The organism is Acidimicrobiia bacterium (assembly GCA_040878325.1).
Classification (GTDB): Bacteria; Actinomycetota; Acidimicrobiia; order Spongiisociales; family UBA11373; genus JAUYIV01.
The window spans coordinates 1-19,294 of record JBBDMM010000011.1 but is presented as its reverse complement, the minus strand read 5'-3'; the positions used below and the strand labels follow the sequence as shown (position 1 = coordinate 19,294).

Below are 19,294 nucleotides of genomic sequence, written 5' to 3'. Positions count from 1 at the left end.
CCCCCCCCCCCCCCCCCCCCGGGGGGCGCCAAACGGCCGCCCCTTCACCCAATTGGCAGGCGTTCGAGGATGGCGTGGCGGACCCGGGGGCGGCGGCCCGCCTTCTCGGCCCGGTCGATCGACTCGGTAAGGATCCGTCCGAGGTTCACCCCGGACCACCGGAGCGGCTCGGGTTCCCACTGGCGCGACCGGTGACCCACCCAGGGCAGATCGGTCAGATCCGACCGCCGGTCGAGGATGAGATCGCGAAGGGTGCGGGCGGCGAGGTTCGCCGCCGCCACCCCCTGCCCCACGTAGCCACCGGCGACTGCCTCCCCGCTGGCACGATCGAAACGGGTCGATGGCTGCCAGTCACGCGGTATCGCCAGGGGACCGCCCCACGCCGCCTCGATCTCGGTGCGGGCGAGCGCCGGGAACATGGCACGCAGAGTGCGCCCCAGGTAGTCGAACACTTCAGGCTCGTGATCGAAGCCGGGCCGGATCCGTGATCCGTAGTGATACGGGGCACCCCGGCCTCCGAAGGCGATCCGTCCGTCGGCGGTGCGCTGCCCGTAGACGATGAGGTGGCGGCCGTCCGAGAAGGTCTCCCGGTCCCCCAGCCCGATCTCGTCCCAGGTACCCGCATCCAACGGCTCGGTGACGATCATCAGCGAATAGACCGGGATCACCGCCCGGGTGTGCTGCCGGTAGGCCTCTGTGGCCCGAACGACGATCGGTGACCGGACCAACCCGCCCGCGGTCCTCACCCCACCGGGAACGATCTCCCCCGGACTGCGCTCGAACATCTGCACCCCCCGGCGTTCGCACGCCGCGGCCAGCCCCAGCACCAACCGGGCGGGTTCGAGCGCGGCGCAGTGCGGGGTGTAGGTGGCACCTTCGACCACCGCCGGCCGGATCCGCTCGCGGGTCTCGGCAGGATCCAACCACCGCAAGTCGTCGGGTCCGAAACCGGCCTCGTGTTTGATCGCCACCGCCCGGCGCAGGTTGTGCACCTGGGCGTCGCAGGTGGCCACGACCACGGTGCCGCCGCGATGGAAGTCGCAGTCGATGCTCTCGGCGGCAAGGACCCGCTCCATCTCACCGAGCGTGTCGTACATCGCCACTTGCAGGCGGCGGGCGGGGTCGCGGCGTTTCGGATCTGCCAAAGCCTTGTCGAGCCCGGCAAGTTTGCCCGACGCCCAACCGCCGTTGCGGCCGGACGCCCCGAACCCGACGTGCTCGGCATCCACCACCGCGATGCGCAACGACGGGTCCGCCTCGGCCAGGTAGTAGGCGGTCCACAGGCCGGTGTATCCCGCCCCCACGATGCACACGTCGACGTCGAGGTCCCGCTCGAGCCGGAGTCGCACCGGTCGCTCGGCACGCGACATCCAGAAGGAGACCGGCTCTTCGGTGCGGGTCATTGCGGGGGGATGGTAGAGGGGCTGTTGCCAGCCCCTGCCCCAGCTACGGCTCCGGCCAGTCCAGCCAAGGCCACAGATCGGTGCCCGAGGCCGAACGTTCGAGAGCGGGCTGGAGAGATTGCTCTGGCTGGAGCTGTGGCTGGAGCCGGAGCCTCACCTCTCGAAAACCACCTCTCCCCCGATCACCGTCATGCCCACCCGGATCGAGGCGATGTCGGAGGAGGAGAACGGATTGCCGTCGAGAACGGCGAGGTCGGCGATCGCTCCGGGTCGGATCGTGCCCCGGTCGGCATCGAGATGGTTGACGAATGCCGACCCCGCGGTGAACGCCACCAGGGCGTCGGCCACCGAGATCCGCTCGTCGGGTAGGAACGCCGGCCGGGTGCCGTCGCCGATGACCTTGCGGTTGACCGCGGCATCGACCTGGGACAGGACGTCGGGCGTCGTCACCGACCAGTCACTCCCCATCGCCAGCGTGCCCCCGGCATCGAGAATGCTGCGGAAGGGGTATTGGTGGCCCCGGCATTGTGGATCGAGAAACGGCAGGGTCATCACGTCCATGGCGTCGTCGTGGCAGGCCCAGAGCGCCTGAGCGTTGGCCACCGCGCCCACCTCCCGAAAGCGGGCGATGTCGTCGGGATGGACCACCTGGATGTGGGCGAGGTGGGGGCGGAGGTCGGTCGGGTGGCCGATTCGGGCATTCGCCGCGGCGACGGCGTCGAGCGCCCCGCGCACCGCCGCGTCGCCCAGTGCGTGGAAGTGCGGTTGGAAACCGCGCCGCATCACCGCTTCCACGATGTCGGGGAGGGCTGCTGGGTCGATGTGGTCCGAACCCGTGTTGGTGGTGGGCCGGCCCTGATCGTCGAGGTAGGGCAACAGCATTCGCGCGGTGAAGTTCTCGCAGACGCCGTCGAGCATCAACTTCACCGATCCGGCGTGGTACCGGCCCACGGAGCCGCGCCGACGATCCTCGAACTCCTCCAATTGGTCGATGCCGTCATCCGGCTCCCACCAATGCGCAGCCCGCACCGAGACACGCAGCCTGCCATCGGCCGCGAGCCGGGCGTAGGCCCCGTGGAGTCGGTGCCCCACCGCGGCGTCCTGCCAGGCGGTGATGCCGAGCGAAATCAGGTAGTCCTGAGCGGCGAGCAGGGCGCGCTCGACGTCCTCATCGGAATCCGGAGGCATGGCACGCTCGATCAGGTCCATGGCGCCTTCCTGGACAGTGCCCTGCGGCGTCCCGTCGGACAGTCGCTCGATCCGGCCGAAGGCCGGGTCCGGCGTGGTCAGATCGATGCCGGCAGCGGCGAAGGCCCTGGTGTTGGCCCACCCCGCATGGCCGTCGGCGACTCGCAGGTAGGCGGGTCGATCTGGCACCAGGGCGTCCAGCAGGTCCCGGGTAGGCATCCCCCGCTCGAACCAGTCGAAACGCCACCCGCCGCCGGTCACCCAGGGTCGATCGGGGTGCTCGAGCGCGTAGCGACCGATGAGTGTCTCTGCTTCGCCGCGGTCGGCGGTGCCGGCAAGATCACAGCCCAGCATGTTCCGCCCGGCGGTGGCGGGATGCACGTGGGCATCCTGAAAGCCGGGTACCAGCACCCGCCCCTCGAGATCCACCACCCGGGCGTTCGGCCCGATCGAGTCGACTTCCGATCCACCCACCGATGAGATGCGGCTGCCGGACACACCGACCGTCGAGGCCCACGACCGCGCCGCGTCGGCACGGAAAACGAACCCGTTGCGAAAGACGAGGTCGGCCGCCATCAGGGTGGGGCGGGGGGACGCCCGGCCTTCCGGACGTCCCCCGACGCCTCAGCTCTTGGCTTCCGCCAACTTGTCGGTGAAGTTGATCTCGTAATCACCGGTGTCGGTGATCACCTCGAGGTTGGCGGTGGCCGTCCCGGCATAGAAGTCGACGACTTCCTGCTCGATGAACGGCGTGGCCGCCTCGTTGGGGCTGCCGTAGTAGTTCCAGTTGGTCAAAGCGGCCCCGTTCTCGGCATCCAGCAGGAAGTCGATGAACGTGTGGGCGGTACAAGGCGCGTTCGACACGGTCGGAATCGCCATATTGTCGATCCAGAGGGTCGCCCCCTCCTCGGGGAGGACATACACGAAGTTGTCCGGGTCGTCGGCCTCGCTCATCGCCACGATCATGTTGCCCGAGTAGCCGTGGGCGACGGCGACCTCGCCGTTGACGAGGTTCTCGTCGTACTGGTCGGAGTCGAACGTGGTGATGTACGCCTTGGCGTCCTTGATCAGCTGGGTGGCCTCCTCGAGGTGCTCAAGGGTCGTGTCGTTGAGTGAGTACCCCAGATATTCGAGGGCAGCACCCATCGTCTCGCGCGGGTCGTTCAGCACCGAGACACCGCCGGCGAAATGCTGGGTGATCTCTGGGTCGAACACCAGTGCCCAACTCTCGACGAAGTACTCGCCCACCGCCTCAAGGTTCACCCCGAGCCCGGTGGTTCCGTATTGGTAGGCGACCGAGTAGTCGCCGTTCGGGTCATAAGGCTGGGTGCGGAAGTCCTCGGCGAGGTTGCCGTAGTTCGCCAGGGCGTCCTTGTCGAGGGCATGGAGCAGCCCCTCGTCGATCATGATCTTGATCATGTAATCGGAGGGCACCACGAGGTCGTACGCCACCCCTGACTGGAGCTGGGCGAGCATCGCTTCGTTCGATTCGTAGAACGACTCCACCACATCGACGCTGAACTCGGCTTCGAAAGCCGCGATCAGGTCGGGGTCCATGTACTCGGACCAGTTGTAGAAGTTGAGGGTGGTGCCGTCGATCTGGCCCACGTCGCACGCCAGCGTCTCGCCGTCGCCATCCGAGTCGTCTCCGCAGGCAGCCACCACTAGCGCCAGCGCAGCCGCGAGAACGGCAAATTCACGAATCCGTTTCATCGATCTCTCTCCCATGCTTTGACAATTATCCGCAATGTCATTGGTCATCACCAACCGGCGTGACTCTAGTTCGGGAGGTTCTCTGTAGGCCGAGCGACAAGGCGACCAGCACCATCGATGCCACCAGCATCAGCGTGCTGATCGCGTTGATCAGCGGCGTGACCCCCCGCCTCACCAGGCCAAAGACGTACACCGGCAGGGTGGTCGCGCCCGGGCCGGCCACGAAGCTGGTCACGACGACGTCGTCCAGTGACAAGGTCAGGGCCAGCAGGGCCCCCCCGAGGACTCCCGGGAGAATGAGCGGCAGGGTGACGCGGCGGAAGGTCTGCCACCGAGAGGCATAGAGGTCGGCGGCGGCTTCCTCCAACCGGGGATCCATCATGCCCAACCGGGCCCGAACCACCACCGCAACGAACGAGATGTTGAATGCGATGTGGCTCAGCGAGATGGTGGCCACTCCGAATGAGGGACGAAATCCCAGGGCCGAGTCGAGGAAATGGAAACCCTGGGCAAAGAAGAGCAGGAGCATCACCGCCATCGTCACGTCCGGAATGATGATGGGCAGATAGACGAGGCCATCGAAGGCTCGCTGACCGCGATAGCGGAACCGCTCCAGCGACAGTGCCGCCATGGTCCCCAGGACCGTCGACACCAGGGTGCTGATCACCGCGACGATGACGGAGATCTTGATCGCGTTCAGCACTGCGTCGTTCGACAGCACATCGCGGTACCAACGCAGCGAAGGCTCGGTCCAGATTCCGACGTTGTTGTTGTCGTTGAACGAGAACACGATCAACACGAGGATCGGCGCGTAGAAGAACGCGTAGACGATCCATGCGTTGGTTGCGAGCAGCCGCTCCGACGGGCTATTGGGCCGCAGCCCTTGGGCGCTCATGCGTTCTTGGCTCCCGAGCGGAAGTAGATGACCGTCCCGGCCAGCATCACGACCATGATTCCGAACGAAAGGGCTGCACCGAACGGCTGATTGCGCGCGGCGAGGAATTGGCTGACGATGTAATCCCCGATCAGCACGTTGGTCGCACCTCCGAGGATGGCCGGGGTCACGTATGCCCCAAGCGCGGGGATGAAGACCAGGATCGATCCGGCGATCACCCCGGGGCGCGACAGCGGCCACGTCACCCTCCGAAAGGCCTGCCATCCGCTGGCGTAGAGATCCCGGGCAGCCTCCACCAGGCTCCAGTCCATTCGCTCCAGGGCGGCGTAGAGCGGCAACACCATGAAGGGAAGAAACCCGTAGACCAGGCCGATCAGGACCGCGGTATTGGTGAACAGCAGGCGGATTGGCTCCCCGCCCATCGCCTGCGCCAGCTGGGAAAGGGGACCGTCGCTGCCGAGGAGCACCTTCCAGGCGTAGGTGCGGACCAGGAAGTTCGACCAGAACGGGATCATCACCAGCACCAGCAGGACGTTGCGAACCCGCGGACCGCGGGTAGCGATGTAGTAGGCGAATGGATACGAGACCACCAGGCATATCACGGTGGTAATCAACGCGAGGACAATGGAACGTCGGAAGATGTCGAAGACCAGCGGGTCGAACAGCCGCCGATAGCTGTCGAGGTTCCAGCCTTCCAGCACGGTACGCCCGGTAGAGCTCCGGGTGGCAAAGGAGTACACGAACACGATCACCAGGGGGACCAGGAAGAACACCATCAGATAGGCCCAGGCCGGGAACGCGATCAAAAGGCCGCGACGCGACTCGGCCTTGCGGGCGGCCCTCTCCAACTCGGGGCGGGCGGACTCGACGATCGCGTCGGGGCTCAATTCGCAACGACGATCGTCGCCGCCTGATCCCACCCCACTACCACCCGGTCGGCGGCGTGGAACAGTTCGACCCCGGGGCGGTTCTCCTCTTTCACCTCGACCACGCCTGCAGGCGTGTCGACCTCGTAGTAGAAGACGTCCCCGAAGTAGATGCGCCTGATGATCGAACCCTCGACGCGGTTGAGACCGTCGGGGACGTGCTCGCTAGGGCCATAGAGCTCCAACCGCTCGGGCCTCACCGCCATTGTGACTTCCTGACCGGCGGGCGCCCCGGTCTCGGCCTTGACGACCAAGCCTCCGAGCAGGCGCACCGAGTGGTGATCGACCACGCTGGCCGGCAGCAGATTGATCTCGCCGATGAAGTCCGCCACGAAGCGCGACGAGGGCCGCTCGTAGATCTCCTCTGGTGTACCCACCTGCAGCAGCCGTCCACCGCTCATCACGCCGATCCGGTCGCTCATGGTGAGGGCTTCTTCCTGGTCGTGGGTCACGTAGATGAAGGTGATACCGACCCGTTCCTGGAGGACCTTGAGCTCCACCTGCATCGCCTGGCGCAGCTTGAGATCGAGGGCACCGAGCGGTTCGTCCAGCAGCAACACCTCGGGCTCGTTGACGAGAGCGCGGGCGAGCGCCACCCGCTGCTGCTGGCCACCAGAAAGCTGGTTCGGGGAGGCGTCCGCCCGATCGGAGAGCTGCACCATGTCGAGCGCCCGCGCCACCCGCTGCTCGGACTCGGTCTTGCCCACATCCTTCATCCGCAAGCCGAATCCGACGTTCTCGGCGACGTTCATGTGCGGGAAGAGGGCATATGACTGAAAGACGGTGTTGACGGGACGCTTGTTCGGTGGCTGCAGGCCCATCTCGACGCCGTGGATCTTCAGAGAGCCCGAGGTGGGGAACTCGAACCCGGCGATCATTCGCAGCGTCGTGGTCTTACCGCAACCGCTCGGACCAAGGAGGGAGAAGAACTCGCCATCCTCGATGGCGAGGTTGAGGTCGTTGACCGCGTGGACGTCGCCGAACGCCTTCGACACGTCCTGCATCTCGACCGCGACTCTCACTCGGCCACCTCCCGGAGACGGGCGATGCTACGCAACCGCGGCGGGTCTCGTCACGTCCCGGTCACTGCTTGATCACCACGTGCTTGCTGATCGTGTAGTCGAGCATGGCCTCTTCGGACAGGTCCTTGCCGAAGCCGGACTGCTTGAACCCGCCGTGGGGGAACTCGGAGGTGATGGGCAGGTGGTCGTTGATCCACACCGTGCCGAACTCGAGATCGCGGGCCATCCGCATCGCCCGGCCGGTGTCCTTGGTCCACACCGATGCAGCCAGGCCGTAGAGGACGTCGTTGCCGTACTCGATCGCCTGCTCCTCGGAGTCGATCGGTAGCACGACCAGCACCGGCCCAAATACCTCGTCCTGGACGATCTCCGAGCGCTGATCGGCGTCGGTGATGACAGTGGGCTCGAAGTAGTAGCCCTTGTCGAGACCCTGCGGGGTGCCTCCCCCGACCAGCACCTTGCCGCCGGCCGACTTCGCCCGGTCGACGAAGCCGCGCACCCGCTCCAACTGACGCGCCGAGATGAGCGGTCCCATCGATACGTCGGCGTCGTAGGGCCCGCCCACCTTGACGGCGCTCATTGCCCCGGCGACAGCATCGACCGCCTCGGCGTAGCGGCTCCGCTCGACATAGACCCGGGTGGCCGCGGTGCAGTCCTGGCCGGAGTTGAAGGTGGCGCCCACCGTCGCTCCGGCTGCCAACGCCTCGATGTCGGCGTCGTCGAACACCAGCAACGGTGCCTTACCACCGAGTTCGAGGTGCACCCGCTTCAGCGTTTCGGCCGCTGTCGCCATCACCCGCTTTCCGGCAGGGGTGGAGCCGGTGAGCGAGACCATGCGGACGTCGGGGTGCTCGACGATCGCCTGGCCCACGTCGTTGCCGCCGGTGACCACGTTGAATACCCCGTCGGGAATGCCCGCTTCTTTCGACATCTCCGCGAGCATCAGGGTGGTCCGTGGCGTGGTCGGAGCGGGCTTGAGCACGACGGTGCACCCGGCGGCGAGCGCCGGGCCGATCTTCCACACCGCCATGTTCAGCGGGTAGTTCCACGGGGTGATCTGGCCGACGACGCCCACCGGCTCGCGGCGCAACATCGAGGTGTAGCCCTTGAGGAAGTCCCCTGCAGCGGTACCCGCCCAGCTGCGGGCGGCGGCGGCGAAGAACTTCAGGTTGTCCACCGAGAAAGGCACATCGTTCGCGAGGCTCATCGACTGGTACGGCTTGCCGGTGTCCTCGCTCTCGATGCGGGCGAAGTCTTCGGCCCGTTGCTCGAGGAGCGACGCCAGCTTGTAGAGGGCCTCGGACCGCTCGGCTGGCGCCGCCTTCGACCACTCTCCCCCGTAGAAGGCCGTGCGCGCTGCCTGAACAGCCCGATCCACGTCGCCCCGGGTCGATTCGGTCACTTGATCGACCACTTCGCCATTCGACGGGTTCTCGACTTCGACGGAGACCACGCCGTCGCTGTCCTGCCACCCACCACCGATCCAGAGCCGCCAACCCATCCTGACCTCCCGGTGAATTGGCACGACGCTACTAGCGGACGCAGTCACCAGTCTCCAGTCACCAGTCACCAGTCACCAGTCTCCAGTCGCCAGTCCCCCTTCCAGAATTCCTGCGGAAGGCAGAAGGCGGAGGGCGGGAGGCGGGATCTACCCGACGTCGATCACCAGTGTCTGTAGATCGGTGAACTCCTCGATCCGCCCCCGGCCCCAGCCGGTGTCGGTGCCGGCGGCGCCGCCGAACGGTTGAAAGGTCTCCCAGAAGTCCGTGGAGTCGTTGATGACCACTGTGCCCGAGCGGATGCGATCGGCGTACCAGAACGCCTTCTGCAGCGAGTTGGTGAACACGGCCGCCTGGAGACCGAGGCGGGTACGGTTGGCCATGGCGACCGCTTCGGCATCGTCGGAGGCGGTGAGGATCGGCAGCACCGGGCCGAACGACTCGTCGGTCGACAGCAGGCTCTCCTCGGGCACCCGGTCGACGACCGTGAAGTCGTAGTAGAGCGCGGTCGGGAACCCGGGAGCCCGCCCGCCACCCCGCAGTACGTCGGCACCGCGCTCGGCGGCGTCGGCCAGGTGGCGGTCCATCTTGGCCGCAGTCGGCTCGTTGTTGAGCGGGCCCATGTTGGTGGCCTCGTCGAACGGGTCGCCGAGTCGCACCACCGTCGCTGCCTCGAGCGCCGCCTCGACGAACTGGTCGTGGACCGAATCGACGACGATCACCCGCTCGGTGGCACAGCAGACCTGGCCGGCGTTGTAATACGCCCCGTAGACGGCGGCTTCGGCCGCGGCGGCGATGTTGGCGTCGTCGGTGACGATGGTGGGCCCGTTCCCCGACATCTCCATGATCGAGCGCTTGATCCCCATGCGGGCGATGATCTTGCGGCCGGTTTCGCTCGACCCGGTGAAGCCGACGGCATCGACTCCGGAGTGGCTCACCAGCGCATCACCCACCGAGGCCCCGCCCGGGATCACGGAAACCAGGCCCTTGGGCACGCCTGCTGCATCGAACGCCTCCGCCAGCTTGAGTAGGGCCAGTGAGGTGAACTCCGGCGGCTTGGCGATCACCGCGTTGCCAGCGGCGAGAGCGGGGCCGATGTACTCGAGCGGGATGGTCACCGGGAAGTTCCACGGCGTGATCGCCGCCCACACCCCCACCGGCCGGCGGAAGGTGAACATCCGCTTGTTGCGATCGGTGGTGGGGATCACTTCACCGCCGAGGCGCTTGATGTCTTCCGCGGCGTTGATGAAGTACTGGTTCGCCTCCTGGATGTCCTCCAACGACTCGGCGTGGTACGGCTTGCCCTGCTCGAGGGTCTGGATCCGGGCGATCTCCTCCACCATCTCCTCGATCGCTCCGGCGATCCGGTGGCAGAGATCGGCCCGTTCGAAGGGCGACCAGTGGCGGAAATCGTCCTGGGCGGCCCGAGCGGCGAGAACGGCCCGGTCGATGTCGGCGGCCGAGGCGATGGGGACGGTGGCCACGAGCTCCCCGGTGACGGGGCTGATCAGCTCGTGGGCCTCGTCTCCCGTTCCCTCGGTCCACTCTCCGCCGATGTAGATCTTGGCCACCGCGGCCACTTCCACCTCCCACTCCGGACGAGCGACGCTACCAGCGGAGCGCTCACCCCTTACACTCGCCGCTCCGCGAGAGGAGTTCAAACCATGGGCCTGCAGGGTCCCACCACTTCAGACTGGTATCAGAGGGCGAACGCCGTGCTGGTCAACGGCGTGTCGAGCGGGTTTCGCTACTGGGGCCCCGAGGACACGCTGGTGATCCAGCGAGGCGACGGAGCCTACGTCGAGGACATGGACGGCAAGCGGTATGTCGACTACCAGTTGGGGTTCGGCCCGGTGATCCTCGGCCATGCCCATCCCGCCATCTCTTCGGCGGTGGCCGAGGCCGCTGCTTCAGGCACGACCTTCGCGATGACGTCGGCGCGCGAGATCGAGGCCGCCGAGCTGTTCAAGGCGGCGGTGCCGTGGGTGGACCGGCTGCGGTTCACCAACACCGGCACCGAGGCAACCATGCACGCCATCCGGCTCGCCCGGGCGGTGACCGGCAAGGACATCATCCTCAAGTTCGAAGGTTCCTATCACGGCGCCCACGACTACGTGCTGTTCTCCACCGCGGGTGCGGCACCCGGCGCCATGGGTTCGCGCCGCAGCCCGGTGCCGCTGCAAACCTCCTCCGGCATTCCCGAGGCCATCCGGGCGTTGGTGCGCACCCTGCCGTTCAACGACCTCGAAGCCGTGAAGCGCCTGTTCGTGCGAGACGGGGGACGGATCGCCTGCGTGATCGTGGAGCCGATCATGGGCAACTACTTCGGAGTGATGCCCGACGACGGCTATCTCGCCGGGCTCCGTTCCCTGTGCGACGAGCACGGCGTGGTGTTGATCTTCGACGAGGTGAAGACCGGCTTCCGCATCGCCCTCGGCGGCGCCCAGGAGTGGTTCGGGGTGACTCCCGACGTGGCGACCTTCGCCAAGTCGATGGGCAACGGGTTCCCGGTGGCAGCGGTGGCCGGGCGCGAACACGTGGTGGGGGCCTGGGCCGACGGCGGGGTGATGCAGGCGGGCACCTATTCGGGCAATGGTCTGTCGGCCGCGGCGACCGCCGCCACCATTCGTGAGTTGCTGACCGGAGCACCGCTCGCCGCGGTCGACCGCGCCGGCACTGCCCTGATCGAGGGCATCCGCGGCATCTGCTCGGAGAAGGGGTTGGCTGCCCATGTGCTCGGACCACCGTCGATGTTCGGGATCTTCTTCGGTGAAGAGCCGCCGCGCGATTTCCGGGATGTCGGGGGGCATGACGAGGAGCTGTACTCGAAGGTCGTGATGGGAATGATCGCCCGCGGCGTCATGCCCTGCGACGACGCCCGGGAGCCATGGTTCGTCTCGGCGGCCCACGGTGACGCCGAGGTCGAACTTTCGCTGACTGCGTTCCGCGAAGCCCTGGGTGAGGCACTGGGTTGATGGGGGCGGTGGCTCCGATCGCCGGAGCGGCTCTGGCCGACTTCGAGGTCGCCCTGGCGAAACTCGACGCCGGCTGCTGCGACCCAGGACGCAGCCCGCGGATGAAGGCACTGGCCGCCGCCCTGGCTGCCGTCCGCCGGGAGATCGAGGAGATCGCATCCAAGCCCGAGGTGGCCCCGGCCGCCATCGTGACCCTCGAGGAGATGGGCAGTCAGATCGGGCGCTTGCAGGTCGGCTGCTGCACGGAGAAGCGCATGCCTATCTACGCCCGGATGTTGGAGGATCTCGCCGATGCCCAGCTGGCCATCAGCCGGGCGGTCGGCAGCGGCCACTAGACCTCGTCGTGGTCGTGCGGCAGGTGCGCCGGGTCCCCCGCCGCCTGCAGCCTCCGCTGGCGTCGCTCGCTGAAGATCATCGCCGCGGCCAGGATCGAGAGGATCACCCCGAGAGAGAGGAAGGTGTTGACGTGGTACCACGGGGCCACAGTCATCTTGAGCCCCACGAAGATCAACACCGCTCCCAGTCCGTGCGACAGGTAGTGGAACCGCTTGCGGGCGTTGGCGAGTAGGAAGTACATCGCCCGCAGGCCGAGGATCGCAAAGGCGTTGGACGAGTAGACCAGGAACGGTTCGTGCGAGACGGCCAGGATCGCCGGCACCGAGTCGACCGCGAAGATGATGTCGGTGATCTCCACCACGATCAGGGCGGCGAACAGCGGGGTGGCGAGGCGTCGCCCGTTGACCTTCGTGAAGAAGTTGTGCCCATCGAGTTCCTTCGACACCGGCACGAAACGTTGCACCAGTCCGAGGATCTTGTTCGCACCTTCTCCTTCGTCGTCGCGGTGCCGGATGACCTTTGCTCCGGTGAACACGAGAAACACTCCGAAGATCACCAGGACGAACACGAACCGGGTGACCAGCGCGGTGCCGAGGCCGATGAACAGCCCCCGGAACACCAGCGCCCCGAAGATTCCCCAGAACAGCACCCGGTGCTGGTACTTGAGGGGCACGGCCAGCGTCGTGAGGAGGATCGCCCACACAAAGACGTTGTCCACGCTGAGGGACTTCTCGATCAGGTACCCCGACAGATATTCGCCGAATGCTTCTGCGCCCCACACGAACGCGACGACGCCGGAAAAGGCCAGGCCGCAAGCCACCCAGGCCCCCGATTCGAATAGCGCTTCGCGTTGCGAAGGCTCGTGGTCGTCCCGATGGCGATAGAGGTCGATGGACAGCAGGATGAGGATGGTGATGCCGAGGCCGATCCAAGCTCCCATCGGCACGTCGATGGAGACGAAGTTCTCGCGAGGAATTGCAGGGGCAGCCAGCACGACCCCTTTCTAGCGTCCCCACACCGGTAAGAACACCCCGGTCGGCCTGGGAATGGACGGGTCGCGATGCCTGTTACAGTGGGAAGGCCGCACCGGGTGGAGGCCAGCGGAAATTCGCTTCCCCGGTGACTCAACGGTATGGCTTGTTCCCCGGCTCGATTGCCTCTTCGGCCGACCCTCGACCGCGCACGGCGTGTTGCCGCGCCGGTTGGGCAGAGCTCGGCACATTCAATCGATCACCCCTCCGGGGGCCAGGAGAGACTCACTCATGTCCATCACGTTCGCCCAACTCGGGCTGCCCGAACCGCTCGTGCGCGCCCTTGCCAAGGGCGGTATCACCGACCCGTTCCCGATCCAATCCGCCGCCATCCCCGATGTCATGGAAGGCCGGGATGTCTCGGGCAAAGCGCCCACCGGATCCGGCAAGACGCTGGCCTTCGGCCTGCCGATGCTGGCTCGGGTCGCCCGCGCCAACAAGAACCGCCCCCGGGCGTTGATCCTCGCCCCAACGCGCGAGCTCGCCGAGCAGATAAAGCGGGAGCTGGCGCCGCTGGCCGGCATCGCCTCGCGCAGCGTGTTCGCCATCTACGGCGGCGTGTCTTACGGGCCGCAGAAGAACGCGCTCCGCCGCGGGATCGACGTCCTCGTCGCCACCCCGGGCCGACTCGAAGACCTCATCGAACAGCGATTGATCGATCTGGCCGAGGTCGAAATCGTGGTCGTCGACGAAGCCGACCGCATGGCCGACATGGGATTCATGCCGGCGGTGCGGAGGATCCTCGACAAGACGGCCCGCAATCGCCAGACGATGCTCTTCTCCGCCACCCTCGACGGTGATGTCGCGGTGCTGAGCCGCGACTATCAACGGAATCCGGTTCGGCATGACGCCGGCACCGTGGAGCCCGACACGATCGATGCCCGCCACCACTTCTGGTCGGTGGACAGCCACGACCGGGTGCAGCAAACGGCTCAGGTGGTCGGCGAAATGGGTCGCTCCATCGTCTTCACCCGTACTCGCCACGGGGCGGACCGCCTCGCCAAGCAGCTCGACAAGTTGGGCGTGGCTTCAGCCGTGCTCCATGGAGGACGCTCGCAGGGTCAGCGCAATGCGGCGCTGGCGAGTTTCTCGAACGGCCGGGTCAAGGCGCTCATCGCCACCGATGTCGCCGCCCGCGGGATCCACGTCGAAGCGGTCGCCTCGGTGATCCACTTCGACCTGCCCACCGACCACAAAGATTATCTGCACCGCTCGGGCCGCACTGCCCGCGCCGGCGCCACAGGAACCGTGGTCAGCCTGGTGGGACGCGACCAGGAGCGCGCCGCCAAGCGCCTCCAGCAGGATCTGGGGCTTCGCTCGAGCTTCGACATCCCGAGCATGGCGTCGCTACGCAACGGCGGGCACACGATGGGAAGCCTGCCCACCAAACGGCGCGAGCGCGACAGCGAGCGCGGACGCGGTCGAACCGACCGTCCGCGGGGCCGTGAGGCGAGCGCGCCCCGCCGGTCTGCGGAGCACAGCTCGACGGGCAACGGAGCCGACAAGGTGTTCTCTGCCGCAAAGCAGACACCTCCGGGTGCCGAGAGCCTGTACGTGGCCAACCTCCCGTGGACGACCACCGACCAGGACCTCGCCGCACTGTTCAGCCCCTTCGGCACCGTCCATCAGACGACGATCATCATCGACCGCAAGACCGGCAGGTCCCGCGGGTTCGGGTTCGTCGACATGCATCCCCGCGAGGCCGCCACTGCGGTCGACGCCCTGCACGGAGCCGACATGGAGGGACGCGACCTGACGGTCAGGCTTGCCCGCCCCCGCGGTCAAGGCGCCTGACAGCAGTCAAATCATGCCGCCTGCCTCGATCCGCAACGTCGCACTGATCGCCCACGTCGACCACGGCAAGACAACGCTGGTCGACGCCATGCTCGGCGCTACTGGAGTGTTCTCGGCGCACGAAGCCAGGGTCGATCGCGTCATGGACTCGAGCGACCAGGAGCGTGAACGCGGCATCACGATCCTGGCCAAGGCCGCCTCTGTGGAGTGGAAGGGCACGAAGATCAACCTCGTCGACACCCCCGGACACGCCGACTTCGGGGGCGAGGTCGAGCGGGCGCTGGCCATGGTCGATGGCGTGCTCCTGCTCGTCGATGCCGCAGAGGGCCCCATGCCCCAGACCCGCTACGTGCTCTCGAAGGCGCTCGCCCTTCACCTGCCGGCAGTGGTGGTCATCAACAAGGTGGATCGCCGCGAGGCCCGTATCGATGCGGTGGTCGACGAGGTCTACCAACTCTTCCTCGACCTCGACGCCTCCGAAGAGAACATCGAATTCCCGATCATCTCCACGGTGGCCCGACTCGGCAGGGCGATGGTGGGGTTGGGCGTGCCCGACGACGGCGCCGATCTCGGGCCACTGCTCGACGCCATCGTGGAGTCGATCCCCGCTCCCGCGGGCGACAGTGACGCCCCGCTGCAGGCCCTCGTAACCAACCTCGACGCGTCCGACTACCTGGGGCGCCTGGCCATCGGCAGAGTGGTCCAGGGCACTCTTCGCAGCGGGCATCAGGTGGTGTTGTGCCACTCGAATGTCGAGGAGCCGCCACTCAAACGGCGGCTGACCCAGCTCCTCGGGTTCGTTGGTTTGGGGAGAGTCGACGTGGAGGAGCGAACCGCCGGGGACCTGTTCGTGATCGCGGGATTTCCTGAGGTGGAGATCGGCGACACCCTGGCCGACCCGATCAACCCGGTTCCACTCCCCCGGCTCGAAGTCGACGAGCCGGTCCTGCGGATGACCTTCGGGGTGAACACCGCGCCGCTGTCGGGGCGAGATGGGAAGTTGCTGACCTCCCGCCAGATTCGCGAGCGCCTCGAGAAAGAGGTGCTCGGCAATGTCTCGATTCGGATCGGCAACACCTCGTCCCCTGAGGTGATCGAGGTGTCCGGTCGCGGCGAGCTGCAGCTGTGTGTGCTCATCGAGACGATGCGCCGCGAAGGATTCGAGCTCCAGGTGAGCCGGCCCGAAGTGGTCATTCGCGAGATCAACGGCAAGCCGCACGAGCCGTTGGAGCGGGCTGTGGTCGATGTGCCAGACGAGCACGTCGGAACCATCACCCAGGCGGCGGCGCCGCGCAAAGGCAAGATCACCGACCTGCGCCCGGGCGACACCGGACGCACCGTCGTGACGCTGGAGGCACCGGCCCGCGGCCTCATCGGGTTCCGATCACTCTTGATGACCTCGACCCGTGGCACCGCCCTGGTCCATCAGCATCACGCCGGGTGGATGCCGTGGGCCGGGGAACTCCCCCACCGGATCGGAGGGGCGATCGTGGCCGACCGCAAGGGAAACACCACCGGATTCGCCCTCGACAATCTGCAGAAGCGGGGTGAGTTGTTCGTCGGCCCGGGAGAAGAGGTCTACGAGGGGATGATCATCGGCGAGGCGTCCCGACCGGGAGAGATGCAGGTCAACCCGGCCAAGCCCAAGGAACTGACGAACATCCGTGCCGCCAACGCCGACGAGGCGATCAAGCTCAAGCCCCACCGTGCCCTGACCCTGGAATTGGCGGTCGAATGGATCTCAGACGACGAACTCGTCGAGGTGACCCCCAGCGCAATCAGGGTGCGGAAGCGCCACCTGACCGAGAGCGAACGCAAGCGCCTCAAGCAGCGCTGATCAGCCTGTACGGTCTTCGCGGCGGCGGACCTCGGCCTCGTCGTGATCCTTGAGGCGCACCCGTTCGGCTTCGGCATTCGACTCCTTGCGGACGTGCTCGGCCGCGGCGCTTTCCTGGATCCGAAGCCGTTCGGCCTCGGCGGAATCACTCTTGCGGCGCTCGTCCTCGGTCGGCTCGGCCGGGTTCGAGGTCACGAGGAGGCCGCTTGCCCCTTGGCGGCACGCATCGTGTAAGCGTTGCAGGGGCACTTGGGAACGCTGCAGTCGTTCTCATGGTGTTCCTTGCGAGGATGCCCACAGACCATGCACCGCTGCCGGTTGCCATCGACGATACGGGTGGTGTCGTTCTTCATCGGATCTCCGTGCCGGGGCGAACCAGGCGATAGTTGGACATGTCAGCTCCTTCCGAGCCTGAACCGTCCGAAGCGACGCATTTCCGGAACCCGCAGCGACCGACGCATGGATCCTACGGAGACCCCGCCAAACGGAACAAAAACGGGACCGGCGCCGTACGCCAAATGCGCACACTTGTTGATACTCATGGTAGCCGACCTCGCCGGCTCTCAAGCAGTCCGAGGGGTCGGCGCCCCTCGGGGAAGAGGGCCGACCAGCGCCCGTTCGGCCCGAAGGGCCGAAGTCGGCCCGGGAATAAACACAGTGGGCCTAACAGGATGGAACGCGAACCACGCCGACACAACGGCCTAAGCCAGAGTCGCGAAAGAAGTCCCAACATTCGGCAGTTCTGGCTCGTAGCCTACGGGGACTGAGCCGAAAGGAGTGGGATGGCTAGACGAGCGGTGGGTTCAACTGCCCGGACGAGGGGAGCGCGACGGTCTGTGGTCGGATTCGCGACTTTGGCGCTTCTGCTGGGTATTCCGACGGCATTTGGCGCGGGTGTGGGGGCACACCCTTCGATCGAAGACCATGACGAGGACGAACTGTCTCTGACTGAGGCCGAGGCTCTTGACTTTGACGCCGCTTATATTGCCGAGAAGTTCGATATGCCGTTTGAGGTTGTTCGTCAGCAGCTGGATTACCAGATCGCCTTCGGCGATCTCCTTGATCGCATTCCCCAGGACATCCAGCAGTCCCAATTCGCGGGTGCGGCGCTGGACCGGTTCAATCCTGGCACGGCCACGATCTTCTTCAAGGATGAAGTGCCCTCTGAGGTGGTCTCGTTGGTCGGTGGTGCAGGTGTTCCCGGTATTCAGCTGCAGGGAGGGATGAGGTATTCCAACGAGGACTTGAAGACTCTGAGTCGAGCTGTGGTCGCCACTGTGACGGGATTGGGATACTCCCACCTGGTCCTCAGTATCGAACCGGGAACGCAACGTCTCGCACTGGTCGTCGTTGATCCCCCCGGACCGTCTTTCACGACCGCCTCCGAGCTCGCCGAGGCGATCGCTATCAGACTCGACGAAGCATTCCAGGTAGATGCCCGTGACCTGATCGTTGAGATACGTCCTGAAGGGGCCACCCTTGGCCGCGCTACAGGCGCTTACGGCGGGTCAAAGATGCCCGTCGCTGGAGATCCGGTAGCATATTGCACTTCTGCGTTTGTTGTCAGGAAGAACTCCAACGGAGCAGAGGGGGTCCTCACGGCGTCGCACTGTGAGGGTCTAACGACGATGTACCACCACAACCTCGATGGCACCATAAAGCACGGCCCTTTCTCCACGCCGTGGGGGGGTGGGACTCTTGAGAGCGGGGATGAGGAATACGGCGATATCGAGTGGCGCACTACGGTTCATGACGCCCTCCCCAAGTTCCATTGGAGAGATGGTGACGCTCGAAGGACCGTGGGGTCCCGAGCATCCAATCTGCAACACCCCATTGACCAGCTGGTGTGTCGCTACGGAAGGACGACGGACTACGAATGTGCGTACATATCGCACAACCCAGCCAGCTTTTCCATCAGCTGGCTTGGTGATATTGTCGTATTGGAGGATATGGTACTTCTGAGCAACGGATGCTTCAGCGGTTTCTGTGCTTCTCAGGATGGTGACTCCGGCGGGCCTTGGTTCAACGGCTCTAAAGCCTTTGGGATTCACCACGGATGGTTGCCGGTCGCCGGCGGAGGCGGCGAAGCCTTCGAGGCTTACAGCAAGATCCAGAACGCTGAGATTCTGTTTGACCTCAGCGTTCAGACGGGTTAATGGACGGCTCAGAGGAGCAACCCCGCCCCGGTTCGCCACTCGTTTGCGCTTACTACTTGTGCTCTTCGGGGAGGTGCCCCGAGCACGCTGAAGTCAGCGCCCTACCCGACGTCGCCTCCGCAGCCTCGACAACCCGCCTCCGTTAGCGTTGCAGTATCCGGTTTCGAGAGCCAACGGGGCCGCGACGACCTATCCAGCAAGCTCCGACTCCCCTCGGCGACGAACCGATCCCGCCACTTCCGAACCGTCGCGGCATCAACGTGAAACCGCTCCCCGGTTGACTTAGTCGTCCAACGGTCAACACCGCGCTCGCGCAGGAACTGAGCAACAGGATGATCTCCGATCTCGGGTTTCATCAGGTGCGCGGCGGGGGACTGTTCCGGGCATGGATGGCTCAGCGATTTGAGGATCCCTGGGTACGTGTTCGGATGAGCAATCGAGTCGGACTTGCCTGGAGCGACCGGTTTGAATCGCCCCGGGTTTAGTGGCGGCTTGGTTGTCCCGGCAGCGGTTGCTGTC

The 19,294-nt window shown here is 66.0% G+C and carries 16 protein-coding genes and 1 pseudogene; 5 read left to right on the top strand and 12 right to left on the bottom strand.

All coding sequences use genetic code 11. The features are described from left to right. Nucleotides 1-44 precede the first annotated feature (44 nt). The 8 genes from WD184_06465 to WD184_06430 form a co-directional block, all read right to left on the bottom strand. Entirely contained in the window at nt 45-1,403 is a 1,359-nt protein-coding gene (locus WD184_06465) for an FAD-dependent oxidoreductase (GenBank protein ID MEX0826375.1), read from the bottom strand. 153 nt (nt 1,404-1,556) lie between these two features. Next, nucleotides 1,557-3,167, bottom strand: coding sequence for an amidohydrolase (locus WD184_06460; protein ID MEX0826374.1), 1,611 nt, complete (start codon nt 3,165-3,167; stop codon nt 1,557-1,559). Between the two features lie 48 nt (nt 3,168-3,215). Then, nucleotides 3,216-4,304, bottom strand: a complete 1,089-nt coding sequence (locus WD184_06455; protein ID MEX0826373.1) for a spermidine/putrescine ABC transporter substrate-binding protein — start codon at nt 4,302-4,304, stop codon at nt 3,216-3,218. 37 nt (nt 4,305-4,341) lie between these two features. After that, on the bottom strand, nt 4,342-5,199 hold the full coding sequence (locus tag WD184_06450) for an ABC transporter permease (GenBank protein ID MEX0826372.1): 858 nt from the start codon (nt 5,197-5,199) through the stop codon (nt 4,342-4,344). Next, complete coding sequence (locus WD184_06445; protein MEX0826371.1) at nt 5,196-6,086, bottom strand: ABC transporter permease; 891 nt, start codon at nt 6,084-6,086, stop codon at nt 5,196-5,198. The genes WD184_06450 and WD184_06445 overlap by 4 nt, the downstream gene beginning before the upstream one ends. Beyond that, a complete protein-coding gene (locus WD184_06440) occupies nt 6,083-7,129 on the bottom strand; it encodes an ABC transporter ATP-binding protein (GenBank protein MEX0826370.1) in 1,047 nt (348 codons plus the stop codon). Before WD184_06440 ends, WD184_06445 begins: the two co-directional genes overlap by 4 nt. A gap of 79 nt (nt 7,130-7,208) precedes the next feature. Next, complete coding sequence (locus WD184_06435) at nt 7,209-8,648, bottom strand: gamma-aminobutyraldehyde dehydrogenase (GenBank protein ID MEX0826369.1); 1,440 nt, start codon at nt 8,646-8,648, stop codon at nt 7,209-7,211. A 147-nt stretch (nt 8,649-8,795) separates the two neighbouring features. After that, nucleotides 8,796-10,232, bottom strand: a complete 1,437-nt coding sequence (locus WD184_06430) for an aldehyde dehydrogenase family protein (GenBank protein MEX0826368.1) — start codon at nt 10,230-10,232, stop codon at nt 8,796-8,798. A gap of 78 nt (nt 10,233-10,310) precedes the next feature. Between WD184_06430 and WD184_06425 the strand changes: the two genes are divergently transcribed. Together WD184_06425 and WD184_06420 are read left to right on the top strand one after the other, a co-directional pair. Continuing rightward, entirely contained in the window at nt 10,311-11,621 is a 1,311-nt protein-coding gene (locus WD184_06425) for an aspartate aminotransferase family protein (GenBank protein ID MEX0826367.1), read from the top strand. 8 nt (nt 11,622-11,629) lie between these two features. Next, nucleotides 11,630-11,956: a hypothetical protein gene (locus WD184_06420; GenBank protein MEX0826366.1), complete on the top strand. Its 327-nt coding sequence runs from the start codon at nt 11,630-11,632 to the stop codon at nt 11,954-11,956. Here the strand turns inward: WD184_06420 and WD184_06415 are convergent. Then, nucleotides 11,953-12,951: a TerC family protein gene (locus tag WD184_06415; GenBank protein ID MEX0826365.1), complete on the bottom strand. Its 999-nt coding sequence runs from the start codon at nt 12,949-12,951 to the stop codon at nt 11,953-11,955. The two genes, WD184_06420 and WD184_06415, sit on opposite strands and share 4 nt — an antisense overlap. Nucleotides 12,952-13,219: 268 nt before the next feature. On the opposite strand from WD184_06415, the gene WD184_06410 reads away from it, so the two are divergent. Together WD184_06410 and typA are read left to right on the top strand one after the other, a co-directional pair. Then, entirely contained in the window at nt 13,220-14,782 is a 1,563-nt protein-coding gene (locus tag WD184_06410) for a DEAD/DEAH box helicase (GenBank protein ID MEX0826364.1), read from the top strand. A 13-nt stretch (nt 14,783-14,795) separates the two neighbouring features. Then, nucleotides 14,796-16,619: a translational GTPase TypA gene (typA, locus tag WD184_06405; GenBank protein ID MEX0826363.1), complete on the top strand. Its 1,824-nt coding sequence runs from the start codon at nt 14,796-14,798 to the stop codon at nt 16,617-16,619. Here typA and WD184_06400 read toward each other — a convergent pair whose 3' ends face one another. Together WD184_06400 and WD184_06395 are read right to left on the bottom strand one after the other, a co-directional pair. Next, nucleotides 16,620-16,814 (bottom strand): hypothetical protein, encoded by a 195-nt coding sequence (locus tag WD184_06400; GenBank protein ID MEX0826362.1) that lies wholly within the window; start codon nt 16,812-16,814, stop codon nt 16,620-16,622. It abuts the gene before it with no gap. Then, nucleotides 16,811-16,972, bottom strand: coding sequence for a hypothetical protein (locus tag WD184_06395; protein MEX0826361.1), 162 nt, complete (start codon nt 16,970-16,972; stop codon nt 16,811-16,813). The genes WD184_06400 and WD184_06395 overlap by 4 nt, the downstream gene beginning before the upstream one ends. A gap of 501 nt (nt 16,973-17,473) precedes the next feature. Between WD184_06395 and WD184_06390 the strand changes: the two genes are divergently transcribed. Beyond that, nucleotides 17,474-18,775, top strand: a complete 1,302-nt coding sequence (locus WD184_06390) for a hypothetical protein (protein MEX0826360.1) — start codon at nt 17,474-17,476, stop codon at nt 18,773-18,775. A 158-nt stretch (nt 18,776-18,933) separates the two neighbouring features. On the opposite strand, the pseudogene WD184_06385 reads toward WD184_06390, so the two are convergent. Further along, nucleotides 18,934-19,131, bottom strand: a pseudogene (locus WD184_06385) (leucine zipper domain-containing protein). Nucleotides 19,132-19,294: the final 163 nt, after the last annotated feature.

Coding starts and splice junctions, on each gene's coding strand:
- WD184_06440 (MEX0826370.1), bottom strand. CDS start 7,129: ATGCAGGACGTGTCGAAGGCGTTCGGCGACGTCCACGCGGTCAACGAC.
- WD184_06465 (MEX0826375.1), bottom strand. CDS start 1,403: ATGACCCGCACCGAAGAGCCGGTCTCCTTCTGGATGTCGCGTGCCGAG.
- WD184_06395 (MEX0826361.1), bottom strand. CDS start 16,972: ATGAAGAACGACACCACCCGTATCGTCGATGGCAACCGGCAGCGGTGC.
- typA (MEX0826363.1), top strand. CDS start 14,796: ATGCCGCCTGCCTCGATCCGCAACGTCGCACTGATCGCCCACGTCGAC.
- WD184_06435 (MEX0826369.1), bottom strand. CDS start 8,648: ATGGGTTGGCGGCTCTGGATCGGTGGTGGGTGGCAGGACAGCGACGGC.
- WD184_06455 (MEX0826373.1), bottom strand. CDS start 4,304: ATGAAACGGATTCGTGAATTTGCCGTTCTCGCGGCTGCGCTGGCGCTA.
- WD184_06425 (MEX0826367.1), top strand. CDS start 10,311: ATGGGCCTGCAGGGTCCCACCACTTCAGACTGGTATCAGAGGGCGAAC.
- WD184_06410 (MEX0826364.1), top strand. CDS start 13,220: ATGTCCATCACGTTCGCCCAACTCGGGCTGCCCGAACCGCTCGTGCGC.
- WD184_06450 (MEX0826372.1), bottom strand. CDS start 5,199: ATGAGCGCCCAAGGGCTGCGGCCCAATAGCCCGTCGGAGCGGCTGCTC.
- WD184_06460 (MEX0826374.1), bottom strand. CDS start 3,167: ATGGCGGCCGACCTCGTCTTTCGCAACGGGTTCGTTTTCCGTGCCGAC.